The 15,031-nt window shown below is 73.4% G+C and carries 12 protein-coding genes; 10 read left to right on the top strand and 2 right to left on the bottom strand.

All coding sequences use genetic code 11. The features are described from left to right. Positions 1–74: 74 nt before the first annotated feature. Complete coding sequence (locus tag ABGB06_RS29555) at positions 75–2,111, bottom strand: glycoside hydrolase (protein ID WP_347594964.1); 2,037 nt, start codon at positions 2,109–2,111, stop codon at positions 75–77. A gap of 366 nt (positions 2,112–2,477) precedes the next feature. Between ABGB06_RS29555 and ABGB06_RS29550 the strand changes: the two genes are divergently transcribed. From ABGB06_RS29550 to ABGB06_RS29505, 10 genes are all read left to right on the top strand, one after another. Beyond that, a complete protein-coding gene (locus ABGB06_RS29550) occupies positions 2,478–3,974 on the top strand; it encodes an ABC transporter substrate-binding protein (RefSeq protein ID WP_347594962.1) in 1,497 nt (498 codons plus the stop codon). A 12-nt stretch (positions 3,975–3,986) separates the two neighbouring features. Then, positions 3,987–4,913: an ABC transporter permease gene (locus ABGB06_RS29545; RefSeq protein ID WP_347594960.1), complete on the top strand. Its 927-nt coding sequence runs from the start codon at positions 3,987–3,989 to the stop codon at positions 4,911–4,913. Next, the gene (locus ABGB06_RS29540; protein WP_347594958.1) at positions 4,910–6,001 is read left to right on the top strand and encodes an ABC transporter permease; all 1,092 of its coding nucleotides are present in this window, start codon (positions 4,910–4,912) and stop codon (positions 5,999–6,001) included. The genes ABGB06_RS29545 and ABGB06_RS29540 overlap by 4 nt, the downstream gene beginning before the upstream one ends. Beyond that, positions 5,998–6,999, top strand: a complete 1,002-nt coding sequence (locus ABGB06_RS29535; RefSeq protein WP_347594956.1) for an ABC transporter ATP-binding protein — start codon at positions 5,998–6,000, stop codon at positions 6,997–6,999. Before ABGB06_RS29540 ends, ABGB06_RS29535 begins: the two co-directional genes overlap by 4 nt. After that, complete coding sequence (locus ABGB06_RS29530) at positions 6,983–8,020, top strand: oligopeptide/dipeptide ABC transporter ATP-binding protein (protein ID WP_347594954.1); 1,038 nt, start codon at positions 6,983–6,985, stop codon at positions 8,018–8,020. Before ABGB06_RS29535 ends, ABGB06_RS29530 begins: the two co-directional genes overlap by 17 nt. 466 nt (positions 8,021–8,486) lie before the next feature. Continuing rightward, positions 8,487–9,155: a class II aldolase/adducin family protein gene (locus ABGB06_RS29525; protein WP_347594952.1), complete on the top strand. Its 669-nt coding sequence runs from the start codon at positions 8,487–8,489 to the stop codon at positions 9,153–9,155. After that, positions 9,152–10,654 carry an aminotransferase class III-fold pyridoxal phosphate-dependent enzyme gene (locus tag ABGB06_RS29520; protein ID WP_347594950.1) on the top strand — a complete coding sequence of 501 codons (1,503 nt, stop codon included), beginning with the start codon at positions 9,152–9,154 and terminating at the stop codon, positions 10,652–10,654. Before ABGB06_RS29525 ends, ABGB06_RS29520 begins: the two co-directional genes overlap by 4 nt. 5 nt (positions 10,655–10,659) lie before the next feature. Further along, positions 10,660–12,273, top strand: coding sequence for an FGGY-family carbohydrate kinase (locus ABGB06_RS29515; protein WP_347594948.1), 1,614 nt, complete (start codon positions 10,660–10,662; stop codon positions 12,271–12,273). A gap of 10 nt (positions 12,274–12,283) precedes the next feature. Further along, entirely contained in the window at positions 12,284–12,961 is a 678-nt protein-coding gene (locus ABGB06_RS29510; protein WP_347594946.1) for a TetR/AcrR family transcriptional regulator, read from the top strand. A 41-nt stretch (positions 12,962–13,002) separates the two neighbouring features. Further along, positions 13,003–13,587, top strand: a complete 585-nt coding sequence (locus ABGB06_RS29505) for a GNAT family N-acetyltransferase (protein ID WP_347594944.1) — start codon at positions 13,003–13,005, stop codon at positions 13,585–13,587. Between the two features lie 13 nt (positions 13,588–13,600). Here the strand turns inward: ABGB06_RS29505 and ABGB06_RS29500 are convergent, their stop codons facing one another. Beyond that, positions 13,601–14,986: an FG-GAP and VCBS repeat-containing protein gene (locus ABGB06_RS29500; protein WP_347594942.1), complete on the bottom strand. Its 1,386-nt coding sequence runs from the start codon at positions 14,984–14,986 to the stop codon at positions 13,601–13,603. Positions 14,987–15,031 lie beyond the last annotated feature (45 nt).

Genomic DNA, 15,031 nt, shown 5'->3' with positions numbered 1-15,031 from the left:
CGACCCCAACCGTCGGGGCGAGGGCCGCCGTCCGGTTCTCCAGGCGGTCCCCGGGCGTTCTCCCCGGTAAGGGGCTACGTGTCCCGCTCGGTGACGGTCCAGCGCTGGTTGTCGCCCGAGGTGGGACGCCAGACCGAGACCTCCGCGCCGTCGTGCGTCGCGCCGCCGGCCACGTCGAGCAGCTCGCCGGTGGCGGCGTTGACGAAGGTCCAGGAGCCGTCGCCGGTGGTGGACATGATCCACTGGGCGGCCGCGTCGGGCCGGTCCCGCACCGGTTCGAGCACCAACTCCCCGTCCCGCACGGCCAACTGATCATCCGACTCGGTGGCCAGCTGGTAGCGCTGCTCGTTGTCCGTGCCCCGGGTCACCTTCCGCACCGTCCACTGCTGGGCGGCGTCGGCCGGGTCCGTGGTGCGGATGGCGACGCCGTCGCCGTCGGCCGAGGGGGCCAGCGACAGCCCGCTCTGCACACCGGTGAGCTGGTACTCCTGCCCCGGCTGGATCAGCGCGGCGTCCCCGGCCACGCCGCGGACGCCGTCGACCAGGAAGCTGGTGACGGACTCGGCGGGCACCGTGAAGGTGGCCCGCTCGTCGGTCACCCGCACCGGGTCGTGCTCGACGAGGGCGCCGGTGGCGTCCGTGACCACGGGCGTGACCGTGGCCCCGCGGGCGACGTGCCCGAACTTCGACAGGTCGAGCGTGACGGCCCGCGCCTCGGCGGCGTCGTTGACGTGCACCACGGTGGCGCCCCGGCCGTCACCGGTCACCGCGGCCACGCTGTTCGGGTCGTCGGTCCGGGTCAGGCGGTCGCCGGGCTGGATGTAGTGGGTGAAGTTCCGCGCCGTGTCGTACTTGGTGTTGGTGTGGATCGGGCAGGACTCCAGGGTGTCCTCGGCGGTGCAGTCGAACGGGATGTGGATGCTGCCCCAGTTCCCGCCCTCCGGGAACTCACCACCCGGCGCCATGTTGTCGTAGTCCTCGACGGGCTGCCAGAACACCCAGGCGCTCGGCTCCAGTTGGCGCAGGTCGTCGATCACGTGCTGGGCCAGGCCCAGGCCGGGGACCATCGACTCGAAGTCCTGACCCAGCTCGCCACCCCAGTTGCCGCCGACCTCGCTCATCCACAGCGGCGTGTCGGCCGCCTTGGCCAGGTCGCGGGCGGTGGTGCGGCCACTCGTGCCGTAGGTGTGGACGTTCAGCTGCTCGACGAGCTCCCGCACCTCCTCCGGATACGACTGCCAGTTGGTGGCGAACGTCGTCGGGTTCGTCTCGTCCATCGCCGAGATGTCGGCGCCGGTCGACGCGCCCGCGAGCTCCTCGGCGAGCGCCCGGATCACCTGCTCCTGCAGTTCCGGGCCCATGTGGGCGCCCTCCTGCCGGCCGCCGGTCGGCTCGCCGTCCGGGCCCAGCGTGGTCCGCCAGTACGGGGTGTTGGGCTCGTTGAACGGGTCCAGCGTGTCGACGTCGATGCCGTGCGCCCGCTCCAGCCGCTCCACCGCGCCGACCAGGTACGCGGCGAAGTCGGCCACGGACTCGGTCTTCAGCTGGTCGCTCGACCCGTCGAAGCTGCCGGACACGTAGCCGCTCACGGTCATCCACCAGGGCGGCGAGTTGCTGAACGCCTCCCAGTGGTCGATCTCGTCCTTGATGCGGTCCACCCACCAGCGTTGGGTGGCGTCGGCGTCCGGGTTCCAGTCGGCGGGGTCGTCGGCGCTCCACCAGTCGACGTCCTCGCGGGTGGTGCCCTCGGGCGCCTGCCACCAGCCCTCCACCGCGCCGCCGGCGCGCAGGTAGTCGGCGACGTCGGGGGCGTTGCCGCCGCCGACGTTGTAGCGGGCGATGTTCAGGGCCAGGCCCTCGTCGTCGAAGAGCAGGCGGGCCAGCTCCTCGCGGACCTCCTCCGGGTAGTCCCCGGTGGCGTTCGCGAACCAGACCAGGCTGGTGCCCCAGCCCTCGAACTCCTGGCCCTGGTAGGAGGGATCGGGGGTGATGATCAGGTCGCCGGCGGTGGCGGCCGGGGCGGCGCCGGTGCCGGCGGCGGGGGTCGCGACCAGCGCGCCGGTGGCGACGACCACCGCGCTGGCGGCGGCCAGGGCAACTCTTCGCGTCATGGGATCTCCCTCGACGGTGCGGGCGGCAGGGTGAGCGGCGGTGTTGAGCAGCGGTGTTCGGGCGTGATGTTTACGCAAACATTCAATGTTGCAAGTTGTTTACATCTGGTCGCTGCTGAGCGTCAAGGGTCGTGCAGGAGGAGATCCCGGCCATCCCTCCTCACCGGACCGCCAACGCGCATTCCCTCCGTATCCCTTGACGCCTCGACGCCACAGGTCTTTACTCCCGTCCACAACAGTAGACAGCGTCCTCATATGTAAACGGTGAAAGGTTTCAAGGTGGTTGTGCTCCGGAAGAGGTCCCCACTCCTTCCACCGGCCGGAAGCGGTCCCCCGGGCCGGCGGCGGATCGCCGCCCTCGTCGCGGTGAGCGCGGCGCTGCTGGCGAGCGGATGCACCGTCGCCAACTCCGGCGCCGCCGCCGGCGCCGACACCGTCCAGATCGTGCTGCCCGAGGAGCCGCCCACCCTGGAGCCCTGCGACGCCTCGCTGACCGCCACCGGCCGGGTCACCCGCTCGAACATCACCGAACCGCTGACCGAGCGAGTGCCGGAGACCGGCGCGCTGGAGCCCAAGTTGGCCACCGAATGGGCCCAGACCTCGCCCACCACCTGGGAGTTCACCCTCCGCACCGGCGTCACGTTCCACGACGGCACGACGTTCGACGCCGAGGACGCCGCGTTCTCCATCGACCGGACGGTCAACTCCGACATCGGCTGCAACGTCGACGGCTACGTCTTCGGCGACAGCGAGATCACCGCCACCGCCGTGGACGCCACCACGTTGGAGATCACCACGCCCGACCCCGACCCGATCCTCCCGCTGCGCATCTCCTTCGTGGAGATCGTGCCGACCAGCACCGACGCCAACGCCAGGGTGCGCGAGCCGGTCGGCACCGGCCCCTACCGGATCGACACCTGGAACCAGGGCATCAACCTGCGCCTGGACCGGTTCGACGACTACTGGGGCCCGGCCCCCGACTATCCGGCGGCGCTCTACACCTGGCGCGCCGAGGGCAGCATCCGGGCCGCGATGGTCGCCAGCGGCGAGGCCGACATCGCGGTCGGCCTCGCACCGTCGGACGGCGCCGGCGACACCGCCGTGGAGTACCCGAACAACGAGACCTCCTACCTGCGGATCGACGCCACCAGGCCGCCGCTGGACGATCTGCGGGTGCGCCAGGCCATCAACTACGCCATCGACCGGGACGGCCTGGTCGCCTCGGTGTTCGCCGGGCTCGGCGAGCCGGCGGGCCAGGTCGTCCCCGACGGGGTCACCGGATACAACCCGGACATCGAGGCGTGGCCCTACGACATGGACCGGGCCCGGGCGTTGGTGGACGAGGCCCGCGCCGACGGCGTGCCGGTGGACGAGACGATCACCATCATCGGCCGCAACGGCATCTACCCGCGGGCCGCGGAGGCCATGGAGGTGGTGCAGAGCGCGCTGACCGAGGCCGGGCTCACCGTCGAGATCGAGATGCTCGACGTGAACGCCTGGCTGGAGTACCTGCTCCGGCCCTTCCCCGAGGACATCGGGCCCACCCTGCTCCAGGCCCAGCACGGCAACCAGGCTGGCGACGCCGCGTTCACCATGGAGCAGATCTACGGCTCCGAGGGCGCGCAGAGCAGCTACGGCACCGCCGAGCTCGACGCGTTGATCGAGGAGGCCGAGCTGGCGTCCGGCCCCGACCGGGACGCGGCCTTCGCCGGGGCCCTCGCCCACCAGGCCGACGAGGTCGTCAGGGACGCGGTGTTGGCCCATATGACGGGCATCATCGCCCTCTCGCCGAACGTGACGTACGAGCCCAACTCGGCGAGCGGCGACGAGATGCACCTGGCCGAGATCCGGCCGGCGAGCTGAGGGAGACACGCGATGCTCATCTTCCTACGGCGCCGGATCCTCTCCAGCGCCCTCCCGCTGCTGGTCGTGATCCTGGGCGTGTTCTTCCTGGCCCGGCTCACCGGCGACCCGGCCAACCTCTACCTGCCGCTCAGCGCCACCCCGGAGATGCGGGAGGCGTTCTCGGCCCAGCACGGCTTCGACGATCCGCTGGTCGCGCAGTTCGGCGACTATCTCGCGCAGCTCGCCCAGTTCGACTTCGGCGAGTCGCTGCGCACCGCCCAGCCGGCGGACGAGGCGGTGCTGCGGGCGTTCCCGGCGACGCTGCAACTGGCCGCGTTCACCATGCTCTACGCCATCGTCGGCGCGGTGCTCGTCGGCTGCCTGGCCGCCTACCGGCCGAACTCACTGGCCGACCGGATCGCCAGTTTCCTCTCCGCGACGGCCGCGAGCACCCCGGACTTCTGGTTCGCGATCATGGGCGTGCTGATCTTCGCCGTCCAGCTGGAGTGGCTGCCCACCTCGGGCACCATGGGCGCGTCCGCCTGGGTGCTGCCGGTGGTGACGCTGATGATCCGCCCGTTCGGCGTGCTGGTCCAGGTGGTGCGCGGCGCGATGCTCTCCGCGCTGTCCGCGCCCTACATCAAGGTGGCGCGGGCCAAGGGCGCCGGCGAGGCGCGGGTGGTCTTCGGCCACGCGCTGCGCAACGCCGCCGCGCCCGCCCTCACCGTCGCCGGGGACCTCACGGTCGGCCTGGTCAACGGCGCGGTCGTGGTGGAGAGCATCTTCGGCTGGCCGGGCATCGGCAAGCTGATGATCGACTCGATCCTGCAGCGCGACTTCGCGGTGCTGCAGGCGGCGGTGCTGCTGACCGCGCTGACCATCTTCGTGTTGAACATCCTCATCGACATCGGTTACGCGCTGCTCGACGCGCGGGTCAGGCAGGGGGCGTTGGCATGAGCGCGGACAAGAACCCGGACAGGGAGCTGGACAGGGAGCCGGAGACGGAGCCGGACATGGCGCCGGGTGAGCCGGACAACGACGACGGCGGCCGGCTCGGGATGTGGCGGCTGCTCGCCCGGGACCGGGTGGCCGCCGCGGCCTGCGGTGTGCTGGTGCTGGTCGGGCTGTGCGCGCTGCTCGGGCCGCCGCTCCTGGGCGACCTGGCGCGCGAGCAGAACCTGCGGGCGGCCAACCTGCGGCCGCTGAGCACCGACGCGGGCTGGGAGTCCGTGCTCGGCAGCGACTCGCTCGGCCGCAGTGTGCTGGCCCGGCTGGTCGTCGCGGCCGGCACCACGATGGCGGTCGCGGTGCCCGCCGTGCTGTTGTCGCTGCTGGTCGGCTCGGCGTGGGGCATGTGGGCCGGCTTCCACCGCGGCTGGCGGGAGAGCGTGTCGATGCGCGTCGCCGACGTGATCCTCAGCTTCCCCTCGCTGCTGCTGGCCGTGGTGGTGCTGTACGTTTTCGACCCCAGCGCCGCCAACATCGTCGCGGTGCTGGCGATCGCCCGGATACCGGTCTACCTGCGCACCGCGCGGGCGGAGGCGGCGGAGCTGCGCAGCCGGCTGTTCGTGGACGCGGCGCGCACCTTCGGCACCGGGACCTGGGCGACCATCCGGCGGCACGTCGCGCCCATCGTGCTGCCCACCCTGCTCACCGTGGCGGCCGTGGACTTCTGCTTCGTGATGCTGACCGAGTCCTCGCTGAGCTTCCTCGGCATCGGGATCCAACCGCCCGACGTCTCCTGGGGACTGATGGTGGCGCAGGGCCGGCAGGAACTGCACACCGCCTGGTGGACCGCGGTCTTCCCCGGACTCGCGATCATGATCACCACCGTCTCGGCGACCCTGCTCGCCGGCTGGGCCCGGATTGCCGGCGACCCCGCCCAGCGCTGGCGGCTCACCCTGCCGAGGCGCCGCCGCTCCCGCGCGTCCGCGCCGGGCGCGGGGACCGTGGGCGGGGCCATCACCGGGACCGCCGGGCCCGCGGACGCCGCGGATCCCCAGAAAGCCGAGAACGCCAAGAGCTCCGGAAAGGAGCTGACATGACGCAGGACACTGCGCGCCCCGCGCTGGAGGTGCGGGACCTCTCCGTGCGGGTGCACACCCCGCGCGGCGCCACCCGCGTGGTGCGCGAGGTCGGGTTCGCGGTCCACTCCGGGCGGACCCTCGCCCTGCTCGGCGAGTCGGGATGCGGCAAGAGCATGACGGCGCAGGCCGTGGTGGGTCTGCTGGATCCGGTCGCCGAGGTGGTGGGCGGCCAGGTGCTGCTGGACGGGCGGGACGTGCTGCGGCTCGGCGCGCGGGAGCGCCGCCGGCTCGCCGGTCCCGGCCTGGCCGTGGTCTTCCAGGACGCGCTCGCCGCGCTCAACCCCGTGTACCCGGTGGGTACGCAGCTGGCCGAGCCGTTCCGCATCCACGAACGGCTGTCCCGCCGCGCGGCCAGGGAACGGGCGGTGGAGCTGATGGCCCGGGTCGGCATCCCGGAGCCACGGCTGCGGGTGAAGTCGTATCCGCACCAGTTCTCCGGCGGCATGCGGCAGCGGCTGCTGATCGCGATGGCGGTGGCGCTGCGGCCCTCGGTGCTGCTGGCCGACGAGCCGACGACGGCGCTGGACGTCACCGTGCAGGCCCAGATCATGGAGCTGCTCGCGGAGTTGCGGCGGGAGACCCGGATGGCGCTGGTGCTCATCACCCACGACCTGGCCGTCGTCGCCGAACACGCCGACGAGGTCGCCGTGATGTACGCCGGTTCCGTGGTGGAGTCGGGCCCGGTCGCCGAGGTTTTCGGGCGGCCCCGACACCCGTACACCCGGGGCCTGTTGCGTTCGGTGCCGGCCGACCGGCCGCGCGGCACCAGGCTGCTGTCCATCGAGGGCGGCCCACCGCGGCCCGCGGCGCTGCCGTCCGGCTGCGCCTTCCGCACCCGCTGTCCGCTGGCGCGGGAACGCTGCGCCACCGAGGCGCCACCGCTGTCCATCACCGGGCCCGGACGGACGTCGGCCTGTCACTACTGGAAGGAGCTGGCCGATGCCGTCGACGCCTGAGGCCGTGGCCGAGCCTCCGCTGCTGGAGGCGCGCGGCGTGACCAAGAGCTTCCGGATACCGCGGAGCGAGTCGGGCAGCACCCGGCTGCGCGCCCTGGCCGGGGTGGACCTCACCGTGCGCCGCGGCGAGACCCTGGGTCTGGTGGGCGAGTCCGGCTGCGGGAAGTCCACGCTCGCGCGGGTGCTGCTGATGCTGGAACGGCCGGACGGTGGCACGGTCCGGTTTGGCGGCGTGGACCCGTTCACGTTGCGCGGCCGGCCGCTGCTGGCGTGGCGCCGCCGGGTGCAGATGGTCTTCCAGGACCCGTTCGCCTCGCTGAACCCGCGGCTCACCGCGGGCGAGTTGATCGGCGAACCGTGGCTCTCCCACCGCGACCTGGTGCCGCGGGCGAAACGCGCCGCGCGGTTGCGCGAGCTGCTGGAGATGGTGGGCCTGCGGGCCGGCGACGCGGACCGCTATCCGCAGGAGTTCTCCGGCGGCCAGCGCCAACGCATCGGGATCGCGCGGGCGCTGGCGCTGAACCCCGAGCTGATCGTCTGCGACGAGCCGGTGTCGGCGCTCGACCTGTCGGTGCAGGCCCAGGTGCTCAACGTGCTCACCGACCTGCAGGCGGAGTTGGGCGTCGCGTACGTCTTCATCTCGCACGACCTGTCCGTGGTCCGGCACGTGTCGGACCGGATGGCGGTGATGTACCTCGGCAGGGTCGTCGAGTCGGGGGCGGCCGAGGAGGTCTTCACCGCGCCCCGGCATCCGTACACGGCCTCGCTGCTGTCCGCCGTGCCCCGGCTGGAGCCGGCGGCGGAGGGGCGGCCACGGGAGCGCATCGTGCTGGAGGGTGAGGTCCCCTCACCGGCGGACCCGCCCTCGGGATGCGGGTTCCGCACCCGCTGCTGGAAGGCCACGGACGTCTGCGCGGAGGCCTTGCCGGCCAACGACCTGTGGTCCGACCCCCCGGCCTCGGACGGCCGCCAACACGAGGCGGCCTGCCATCACCCCCTCGACCCCGCGGAGGCCCACTGAACGGAGCCGGGGCGCCGGGGTCGGTCCCCAGACGGGAGAACGGGCCCGGTCACCCGGGCACCTGCCGGGCCCGGCAGGTGCCCGGGCCCGGCGGCCCGGCAGGTGAGCCCGAGCCGGGGAGCTGGCCTGGTGCCCGGGCCCGGCCGCGCGGGGCCGGTGATCCGGGCCCGGCGGCCCGGGGCCAGTTGTCTCATGCGGCGGTGGTGGGACGCGTCGCGCACCCGGCCCCGGGTCGGCGTTCGTCGCGTTGGCGGGCGAGCGGGCCGGACGGCGACATCGTGCGCCTCACGTCCCAGCTGGCGGGACTCCACGCGCACGAACTCCGCTCCCCCACGGCCCGCAGCGCGTCCCTTCGGCTCGTGTCGACGTGCGTCGTCGACAACTCCCGTCCGTCGAGGGCTGGAAATCCGGCGGGGAGAAGGTGAACATGAACCATGTTCAACTACCGTCGTCGGGAGGACAAGAGGTGCTACTGAACCGGGAGCGTGAGGAACTGGCCGCCGCGGGCCGCAGGTTGACGGAGGGCGGGCTCGTCATCGGGACGGCCGGCAACCTCTCCGTCCGGGTGGACGATCTGGTCGCCGTCACGCCGACCAGCGCGGTCATCGGCGAGCTGACCGCCGAGATGATGACCGTCCTCGACCTGGACGGCGCCGTCGTGGAGGGCGAACTGGCGCCGACCTCCGAGGTGCCGCTGCATCTGGCCGTCTACCGCGCCACCGGCGCCGGGGCGATCACGCACACCCACGCGGTGGCCTCCACCGCGATCGCCTGCACGCTGGAGGAGATCCCGGTGGTGCACTACGCGATGCTGAGCCTCGGCGGATCCCTCCGGGTCGCGCCCTACGCCACGTACGGCACCGACGAGTTGGCCGAGCGCGTGGTCGCGGCGCTGGACGGCCGGCAGGCCGCGCTGCTCGGCAACCACGGTTCGATCGCGCTCGGCTCGTCCGTCGCCAAGGCCGTCGCCAACCTCGAACTCGTCGAGTGGGTCGCCGAGTTGTACGCCCGCTGCCTGGCCCTCGGCACACCCCGGGTGCTGGACGAGCGGGAGCAGGAGGACGTCATCAGGCAGGCGCTCGCCGGCGACTACGGCACGGTCAGGAGGCTCCAGGAGGGGCGGGGGGCCGAATGAACGCCCCCGTCTCCCGCGCCGTCGCCGGCGCCGCGATATCCGCCTGGCCGGACGTGGACGCGGTGCGCCGGGACCTCGACCGGCTCGTCGCGACCCCGCTCCGGCGGCCCGGCGACGCCGCGCTCGCCGGCTACCGCGCCTGGTACGAGCGGAACGCCCCGGGCTCCCGGGCCACGGCAGCCGAGGCCGCCCGCTACATTCCCGGCGGCGTGCAGCACAACCTCGCGCTCAACGAGCCCTGGCCGCTGGACATCGTCAGGGCCGAGGGCGCGTACCTGTGGGACGTGGACGGGAACCGGTACACCGACTTCCTCCAGGCCGGCGGGCCGACCGTGCTGGGCAGCAACCACCCCGCGGTCCGGGAGCGGGTCGTCGAGCTGCTCGCCGACTGCGGTCCGGTCACCGGCATGCTGCACTCCGCCGAGGTCCGGCTGGCGAAGCTGATCCACGACTTCATGCCGGGCGTGCAGCGGTTCCGGATGCTCGGCAGCGGCACCGAGGGCGTCATGGCCGCGGTGCGCGCGGCCCGCGCGCACACCGGCAAGGCGCATGTGATCAAGATCGGCGGCGCCTACCACGGCTGGTCCGACCAGGTGGTGTACGGCCTGCGCATCCCCGGCACCGGCGGTCTGGAGGCGGCGGGCATCCCGCCGGGCGCGCTGGAGCTCACCCACGAGGTGCCGCCCGGCGACCTCGACCGGCTGCGCGAGACCCTCGCGGCGAACGAGGAGTCCGGCGGCACCGCGGCCGTCCTCGTCGAGCCCGTGGGCCCGGAGAGCGGCACCCACCTGGTGCGGCCCGAGGACCACGCGGCGGTGCGGGAGCTGTGCGACGCGTTCGGCGCGCTGCTGGTCTTCGACGAGGTGGTCACCGCGTTCCGGCTCGGCATGGGCGGCGCCCAGGGCTACTTCGGCGTCCGCCCCGACCTCACCGTCCTCGGCAAGTGCGTCGCCGGAGGCTACCCCGCGGCGGGCGGCGTCGGCGGCAGCGCGGAGGTGATGGCCGCGTTCGAGGGCGGCCTCACCGCCGCCGGCAAACGCGCCCTGGTCGGCGGCACCCTGTCGGCCAACCCGCTGTCCTGCGTCGCCGGCTACCACGCGCTGGTGGAGATGGACCGGACCGGCGCCCCGGCCCTGGCCGGGCGGGCCGGCGACCGGCTGCGCGCCGGCCTGGCGGCGCGGATCGCCGCCCGCGGCCTGCCGTACGTCACGTACAACATCGGCTCGATCGTCCACCTGCACACCTCGGGCGTGCTGCACCTGTCGCTGGACGACCCGGAGCTCTTCGACAAGCTGGGGCCGCGCACGGACATGCTCGGGCAGATGTCGATGGCGTACTCGGCCGAGGGCATGGTCACCATCGCCGGCAGCCGCCTCTACACCAGCATGGCGCACACCGACGAGATCATCGACGACGCGCTGGCCCGCTTCGACCGGGTCCTCGCCACGGTGGATCCCGCGGACCCCGGCCCGGGTGGCCCGTCCGGCGTGGGCGGCTGAGGCCGGTGGCCCCGCGCTGCGTGGTCGGCGTGGACCTGGGCACCTCGGGCCCGAAGGTGGCGCTGGTCACCGTCGACGGCCGGCTGCTCGGACACGAGCGGGAACGCGTCCCCGTTCACCTGCTGCCGGGCGGCGGCGCCGAACAGGACCCGGACGACTGGTGGCGCGCCGTCGTCACCGCGCTGCGGCGGCTCCTGGCGCGCGACCTCGTCCCGTCCCGCGACGTCGTTGCGCTCTGCATGTCCGCCCAGTGGGGCGGCCTGGTGCCGGTGGACGCCGCGGGGCGCCACCTGCACCGGGCGCTGCTGTGGATGGACCGCCGGGGCGCCCCGTACACCCGGCGGCTGGCCGGCGGCGGCCTGCGGGTGCCCGGCACCGGGTACAACGCGCGGCGGCTGCGCGCCTGGCTCAGCCGAACCGGCGGCGCCCCCACCCTCACCGGCAAGGACCCGGTCGGCCAGGCGCAGTTCCTGCGGCACGAGCGCCCCGAGGTGCACGCGGCGGCGCGCTGGCTGCTCGATGTTCCCGAGTACCTCACGATGCGGCTGACCGGTCGCGCGGTCGCCGGGCACGACACGGCGGTGCTGCGCTGGTGCACCGACAACCGCACGCCGGGCGCGGTCCGTTACGACGACCGGCTGGTCCGGATGTCCGGGCTCGACCCCGACAAGCTGCCGCCGCTGGTGCCGCCCGCGTCCGTCGTCGGCACCCTGCGCCCCGACGTGGCGGCCGAGTTGGGCCTGGGCGACCATGTCCGCGTGGTGGCCGGCACCGGGGACACCACCGCGGCGGCGGTCGGCGCCGGCGCCGTCCGGGACCACACGGCGCACCTCTACGTGGGCACGTCCGCCTGGGTGTCCTGCCACGTTCCGCGGAAGAAGACGGACGTGCGCACCTCGGTCGCCTCGTTGCCGTCGGTGGTGCCGGGACGGTACTGGGTCGCGGCCGTGCAGGACGTGGCGGGCCGGGCGATCGACTGGCTGCTGGACACGGTCCCGGACGGAGCTGCCGGAACTGACGGGGCCGACGGAGCCGACGGCGCGCTCGACCGGCTGAACGCGCTGGCCGCCACCGCTCCCCCGGGCAGCAACGGCGTGCTGTTCGCGCCGTGGCTCAACGGCGAGCGCACCCCCGTCGACGATCCCACCGTGCGCGGCGGCTGGTTCAACGTCTCGGTCACCACCACCCGCGCCGACCTGGTGCGCAGCGTCTTCGAGGGGATCGCGCTGAACGCCCGGTGGCTCAACGAGTCCGTGGAGCGCTTCACCGGCCGCCCGTTCCCGCACCTGACCTTCGTCGGCGGCGGCGCCACCTCGCTGCTGTGGTGCCAGGCCATGGCCGACGTCCTGGACCGACCCGTCCGGCAGGTCGCCGACCCGGTGCTCGCCAACGCGCGGGGCGCGGCGCTGCTCGCCGCCGTGGCGCTCGGCGAGCTCGACTGGCGGGACGTCCCCGACACCGTCGAGATCGCACGGGAGTTCACGCCCGACCCGGCCCAACGCCGGGTCCACGACGACGCGTACGCGACGCTCCGCGCGCTCTACCGGCGAACCCGGCGCCTCTACGCGAAGATCAACAGCGCGGAACCCCCCGCTCCGATCCCCGAGAACGACAGGTGACATCAGCGTCGTGAACCACGAGACGACGAACGAACCAGCCGCGCCCACCGACCCCGACCCCGCCGCCGGCCTGCGGAAGGCGCCGCAGCAGGCGCGCAGCCGGGCCCGGGTCGAGGCGGTGCTCGCCGCGGCCGACCGGATCCTCGCCACCGAGGGCGTGGAGGCGGCGACCATCCGCCGGATCGCCACCGACGCGGCCGTGCCGATCGGCACGCTGTACCAGTTCTTCGACGACAAGGACGCCATCCTCGCCGCCGTCGCCCGCCGGCACATGGCCGGGCACGCCGCGGCGATGCGCGCGATCCTGGACGGCGCCCGCGGCGCCCGCTGGTTCGACCTGGTCAACCTCGTCTTCGACCGGTACGTCGAGCTCTACCGGCGCCACCCCGGCTACCTCGCCATCCGCACGGGCCGCTACCTCAGCCGCGAGCTCCTCCAGCTCGACGAGGAGAACAACGCGCTGGTCGCCGCGAGCCTGCGGGAGATCCTGGTCTCCCAGGAGCGCCTGGCGGACGGCCCGGCCCTGGCCGTGGCCTGCCGGGCCGGGGTGGCCGCCGCCGAGGCGCTGCTGCAACTCGCCTTCCGCGACGACCCGGACGGCGACCCCGCCATCCTCGCCGAGGCCCGCCGCATCCAGCGCCTCTACCTCGCCGACGTCGTGGCGTCCATGGCGTCCGCCCGGGGGTAAACCGCTGGCGGCGGGACGTTCCGGCGGGCAGGATGCGCCGGATGTGCGTATTCCTGACGACCGACCGGCTCGTGCTGCGGGCCTTCACCGCCGACGACGCCGACCTGCTGGTGGCCCTCGACGGCGACCCCGAGGTGATGCGCTACCTCACCGGCGGCCGGCCGACCAGCCGCGAGACGATCGTGGCACGCACCCTCCCCCGGCTCCTGCACGACCATCCGTGCACCGGCACCCGGGGCTACTGGGCCGCGGAGACGAGGCCCCGGGGTGAGACCGGCGGCGCGTTCCTCGGCTGGTTCGAGTTCCGGCCGCTGGACGACCACGACGCGTCCGTGGTCGAGCTCGGCTACCGACTCAACCGCACCGCCTGGGGCCGGGGCTACGCCACGGAGGGCTCCCTGGCCCTGATCGACAAGGGCTTCACGGACCTCGGCGTCGAACGGGTGACGGCCAACACCATGACCGTCAACGCGGGCTCCCGCCGGGTGATGGAGAAGGCCGGCCTGTCCCTCGTCCGGCGGTTCACCGAGGACTGGCCGGAGCCCATCCCGGGCTCCGAACACGGCGAGGTCGAGTACGCGCTGACCCGCGCCGAGTGGCGGCGCGGGCCAGCGCGTGGCGAGTAGCGGGCGGCGCGTCCTACTGGAGGATGCCGTCCACGAGTCCGTCGCCGAGCTTGGTGACGCCGTCGACGGTGACGCCGCGGGCGCTGCCGGGCAGCCGCACCGCGGTGGCGTCCCGGCCGTCGACGTACAGGTCGTCGTAGTCGTCCCGGTCGGCGCGCAGCCGCACCTCGTGGCCGAAGGTGTCGTCGGAGTCGACGTGGCCCGGTATCCCGTCGGTGGCGCGGCTGAACGCCTGCGAGTTGCGGCCGGTCAGGCCGTTCACGCCGCCCCGCAGGACGTGCACGATGCCGGCGTACTCCTGGCCGCCGATCTTCTCGCCGGGCACGCCAACGGCGAGATCGGGGTAGCCGTCCCCGTTGACGTCCCCGGCGGAGACGCTGGCGCCGAACTGGTCCTCCGGCTCGCGGCTGCCGGTGACCCCGGTCGTCGCCTGAGTGACGACGGCGGAGGAGCCCGGGCCGCCGGAGGCGCCGCGCCAGACGGTGACCTCGCCGCGGTAGTCGGCCTCGCCGCGTAGTCCGATGGCGATGTCGCCGTACCCGTCCTGGTTGAAGTCGGCGATCACGCCGTCCGGGTCGGTGTCGTCGGCGTGCTGGTTGCCGTCGAGCCGCAGCGTCTCGCCCTCGCGCAGCGGCGAGCCGCCACGGACGAACCACGCGTCGGTGGCCTCGCTGCTGCGCCCGGCGGTCGTGCCGAGGATCACCAGGTCCGTGACGTTGCCCTTGTTGACGTTTCCGGCGATCAGGCTGTGGGAGTAGAAGCCCTCGCCCTCGCGGTCGAGCATGGTCACGCTGCCGGCCACGCCGGAGCGGTTGATGCGGCCCCGGTAGACGTACGTCTCGGAGGAGTTGACCGCGGCGAGGTCGGGTCGGCCGTCACCGTTGAAGTCCCCGACGGCCAGGTCGGAGCCGAAGTGCCCGTACGGCTGGGGATTTCGGTTGGGGATGCTGGTGCCGCCCGACAGGCCGTCGGGGCTGCCCCACAGCACGGTCACCCAGCCCTGCAGCTCGCGTCCGCCCGTCGTCTCCCTCGGGGTGGCCACGGCGAGGTCGCCGTACCCGTCGCCGTTGAAGTCGGCGGCGGCCCGCACCTCGCCGAAGTTGTCGTCGGTCTCGTTCGTGCCCGGCACGCCACGGCTGTTCTGGTGGACGAGCTGCGTCTCGGTCCCCGGCCCCGAGGCGGTGCCGTAGGTGATCCGCACCCCTCCGGCCGAACCGATCTGCTGGGTCCAGTGCACGTAGCTGGCGTAGTCGCGGATGCCGTCGCCGTTGAAGTCGTCGGCGTACCGGGCGGGCGCCGCGAACGCCGGCGTGGCCGGTATCGCGGGCAGCAGCCCGCTCGCGGTGGCCGCGGCGGCGGTCAGGACGATCCCGGCGCGCAGCGCGTGTCTTCGCGTCATCGTGTGTTCTTGTTCTCCCGGAAGAGGTGTGACAGGAGGTGTGCC

The sequence above is a fragment of the Streptomyces sp. B6B3 genome (assembly GCF_039871525.1).
In the GTDB taxonomy this organism is placed as follows: Bacteria; Actinomycetota; Actinomycetes; order Streptomycetales; family Streptomycetaceae; genus Streptomyces.
Note: the sequence above shows the minus strand (reverse complement) of the source record. Positions and strands in the feature narration are given on the sequence as shown.

Bases quoted from the DNA above. Each gene is read 5' to 3' on its own strand.
- ABGB06_RS29555 (WP_347594964.1), bottom strand. From the start codon at position 2,111: ATGACGCGAAGAGTTGCCCTGGCCGCCGCCAGCGCGGTGGTCGTCGCC.
- ABGB06_RS29520 (WP_347594950.1), top strand. From the start codon at position 9,152: ATGAACGCCCCCGTCTCCCGCGCCGTCGCCGGCGCCGCGATATCCGCC.
- ABGB06_RS29500 (WP_347594942.1), bottom strand. From the start codon at position 14,986: ATGACGCGAAGACACGCGCTGCGCGCCGGGATCGTCCTGACCGCCGCC.
- ABGB06_RS29535 (WP_347594956.1), top strand. From the start codon at position 5,998: ATGACGCAGGACACTGCGCGCCCCGCGCTGGAGGTGCGGGACCTCTCC.
- ABGB06_RS29540 (WP_347594958.1), top strand. From the start codon at position 4,910: ATGAGCGCGGACAAGAACCCGGACAGGGAGCTGGACAGGGAGCCGGAG.
- ABGB06_RS29545 (WP_347594960.1), top strand. From the start codon at position 3,987: ATGCTCATCTTCCTACGGCGCCGGATCCTCTCCAGCGCCCTCCCGCTG.
- ABGB06_RS29530 (WP_347594954.1), top strand. From the start codon at position 6,983: ATGCCGTCGACGCCTGAGGCCGTGGCCGAGCCTCCGCTGCTGGAGGCG.
- ABGB06_RS29505 (WP_347594944.1), top strand. From the start codon at position 13,003: ATGTGCGTATTCCTGACGACCGACCGGCTCGTGCTGCGGGCCTTCACC.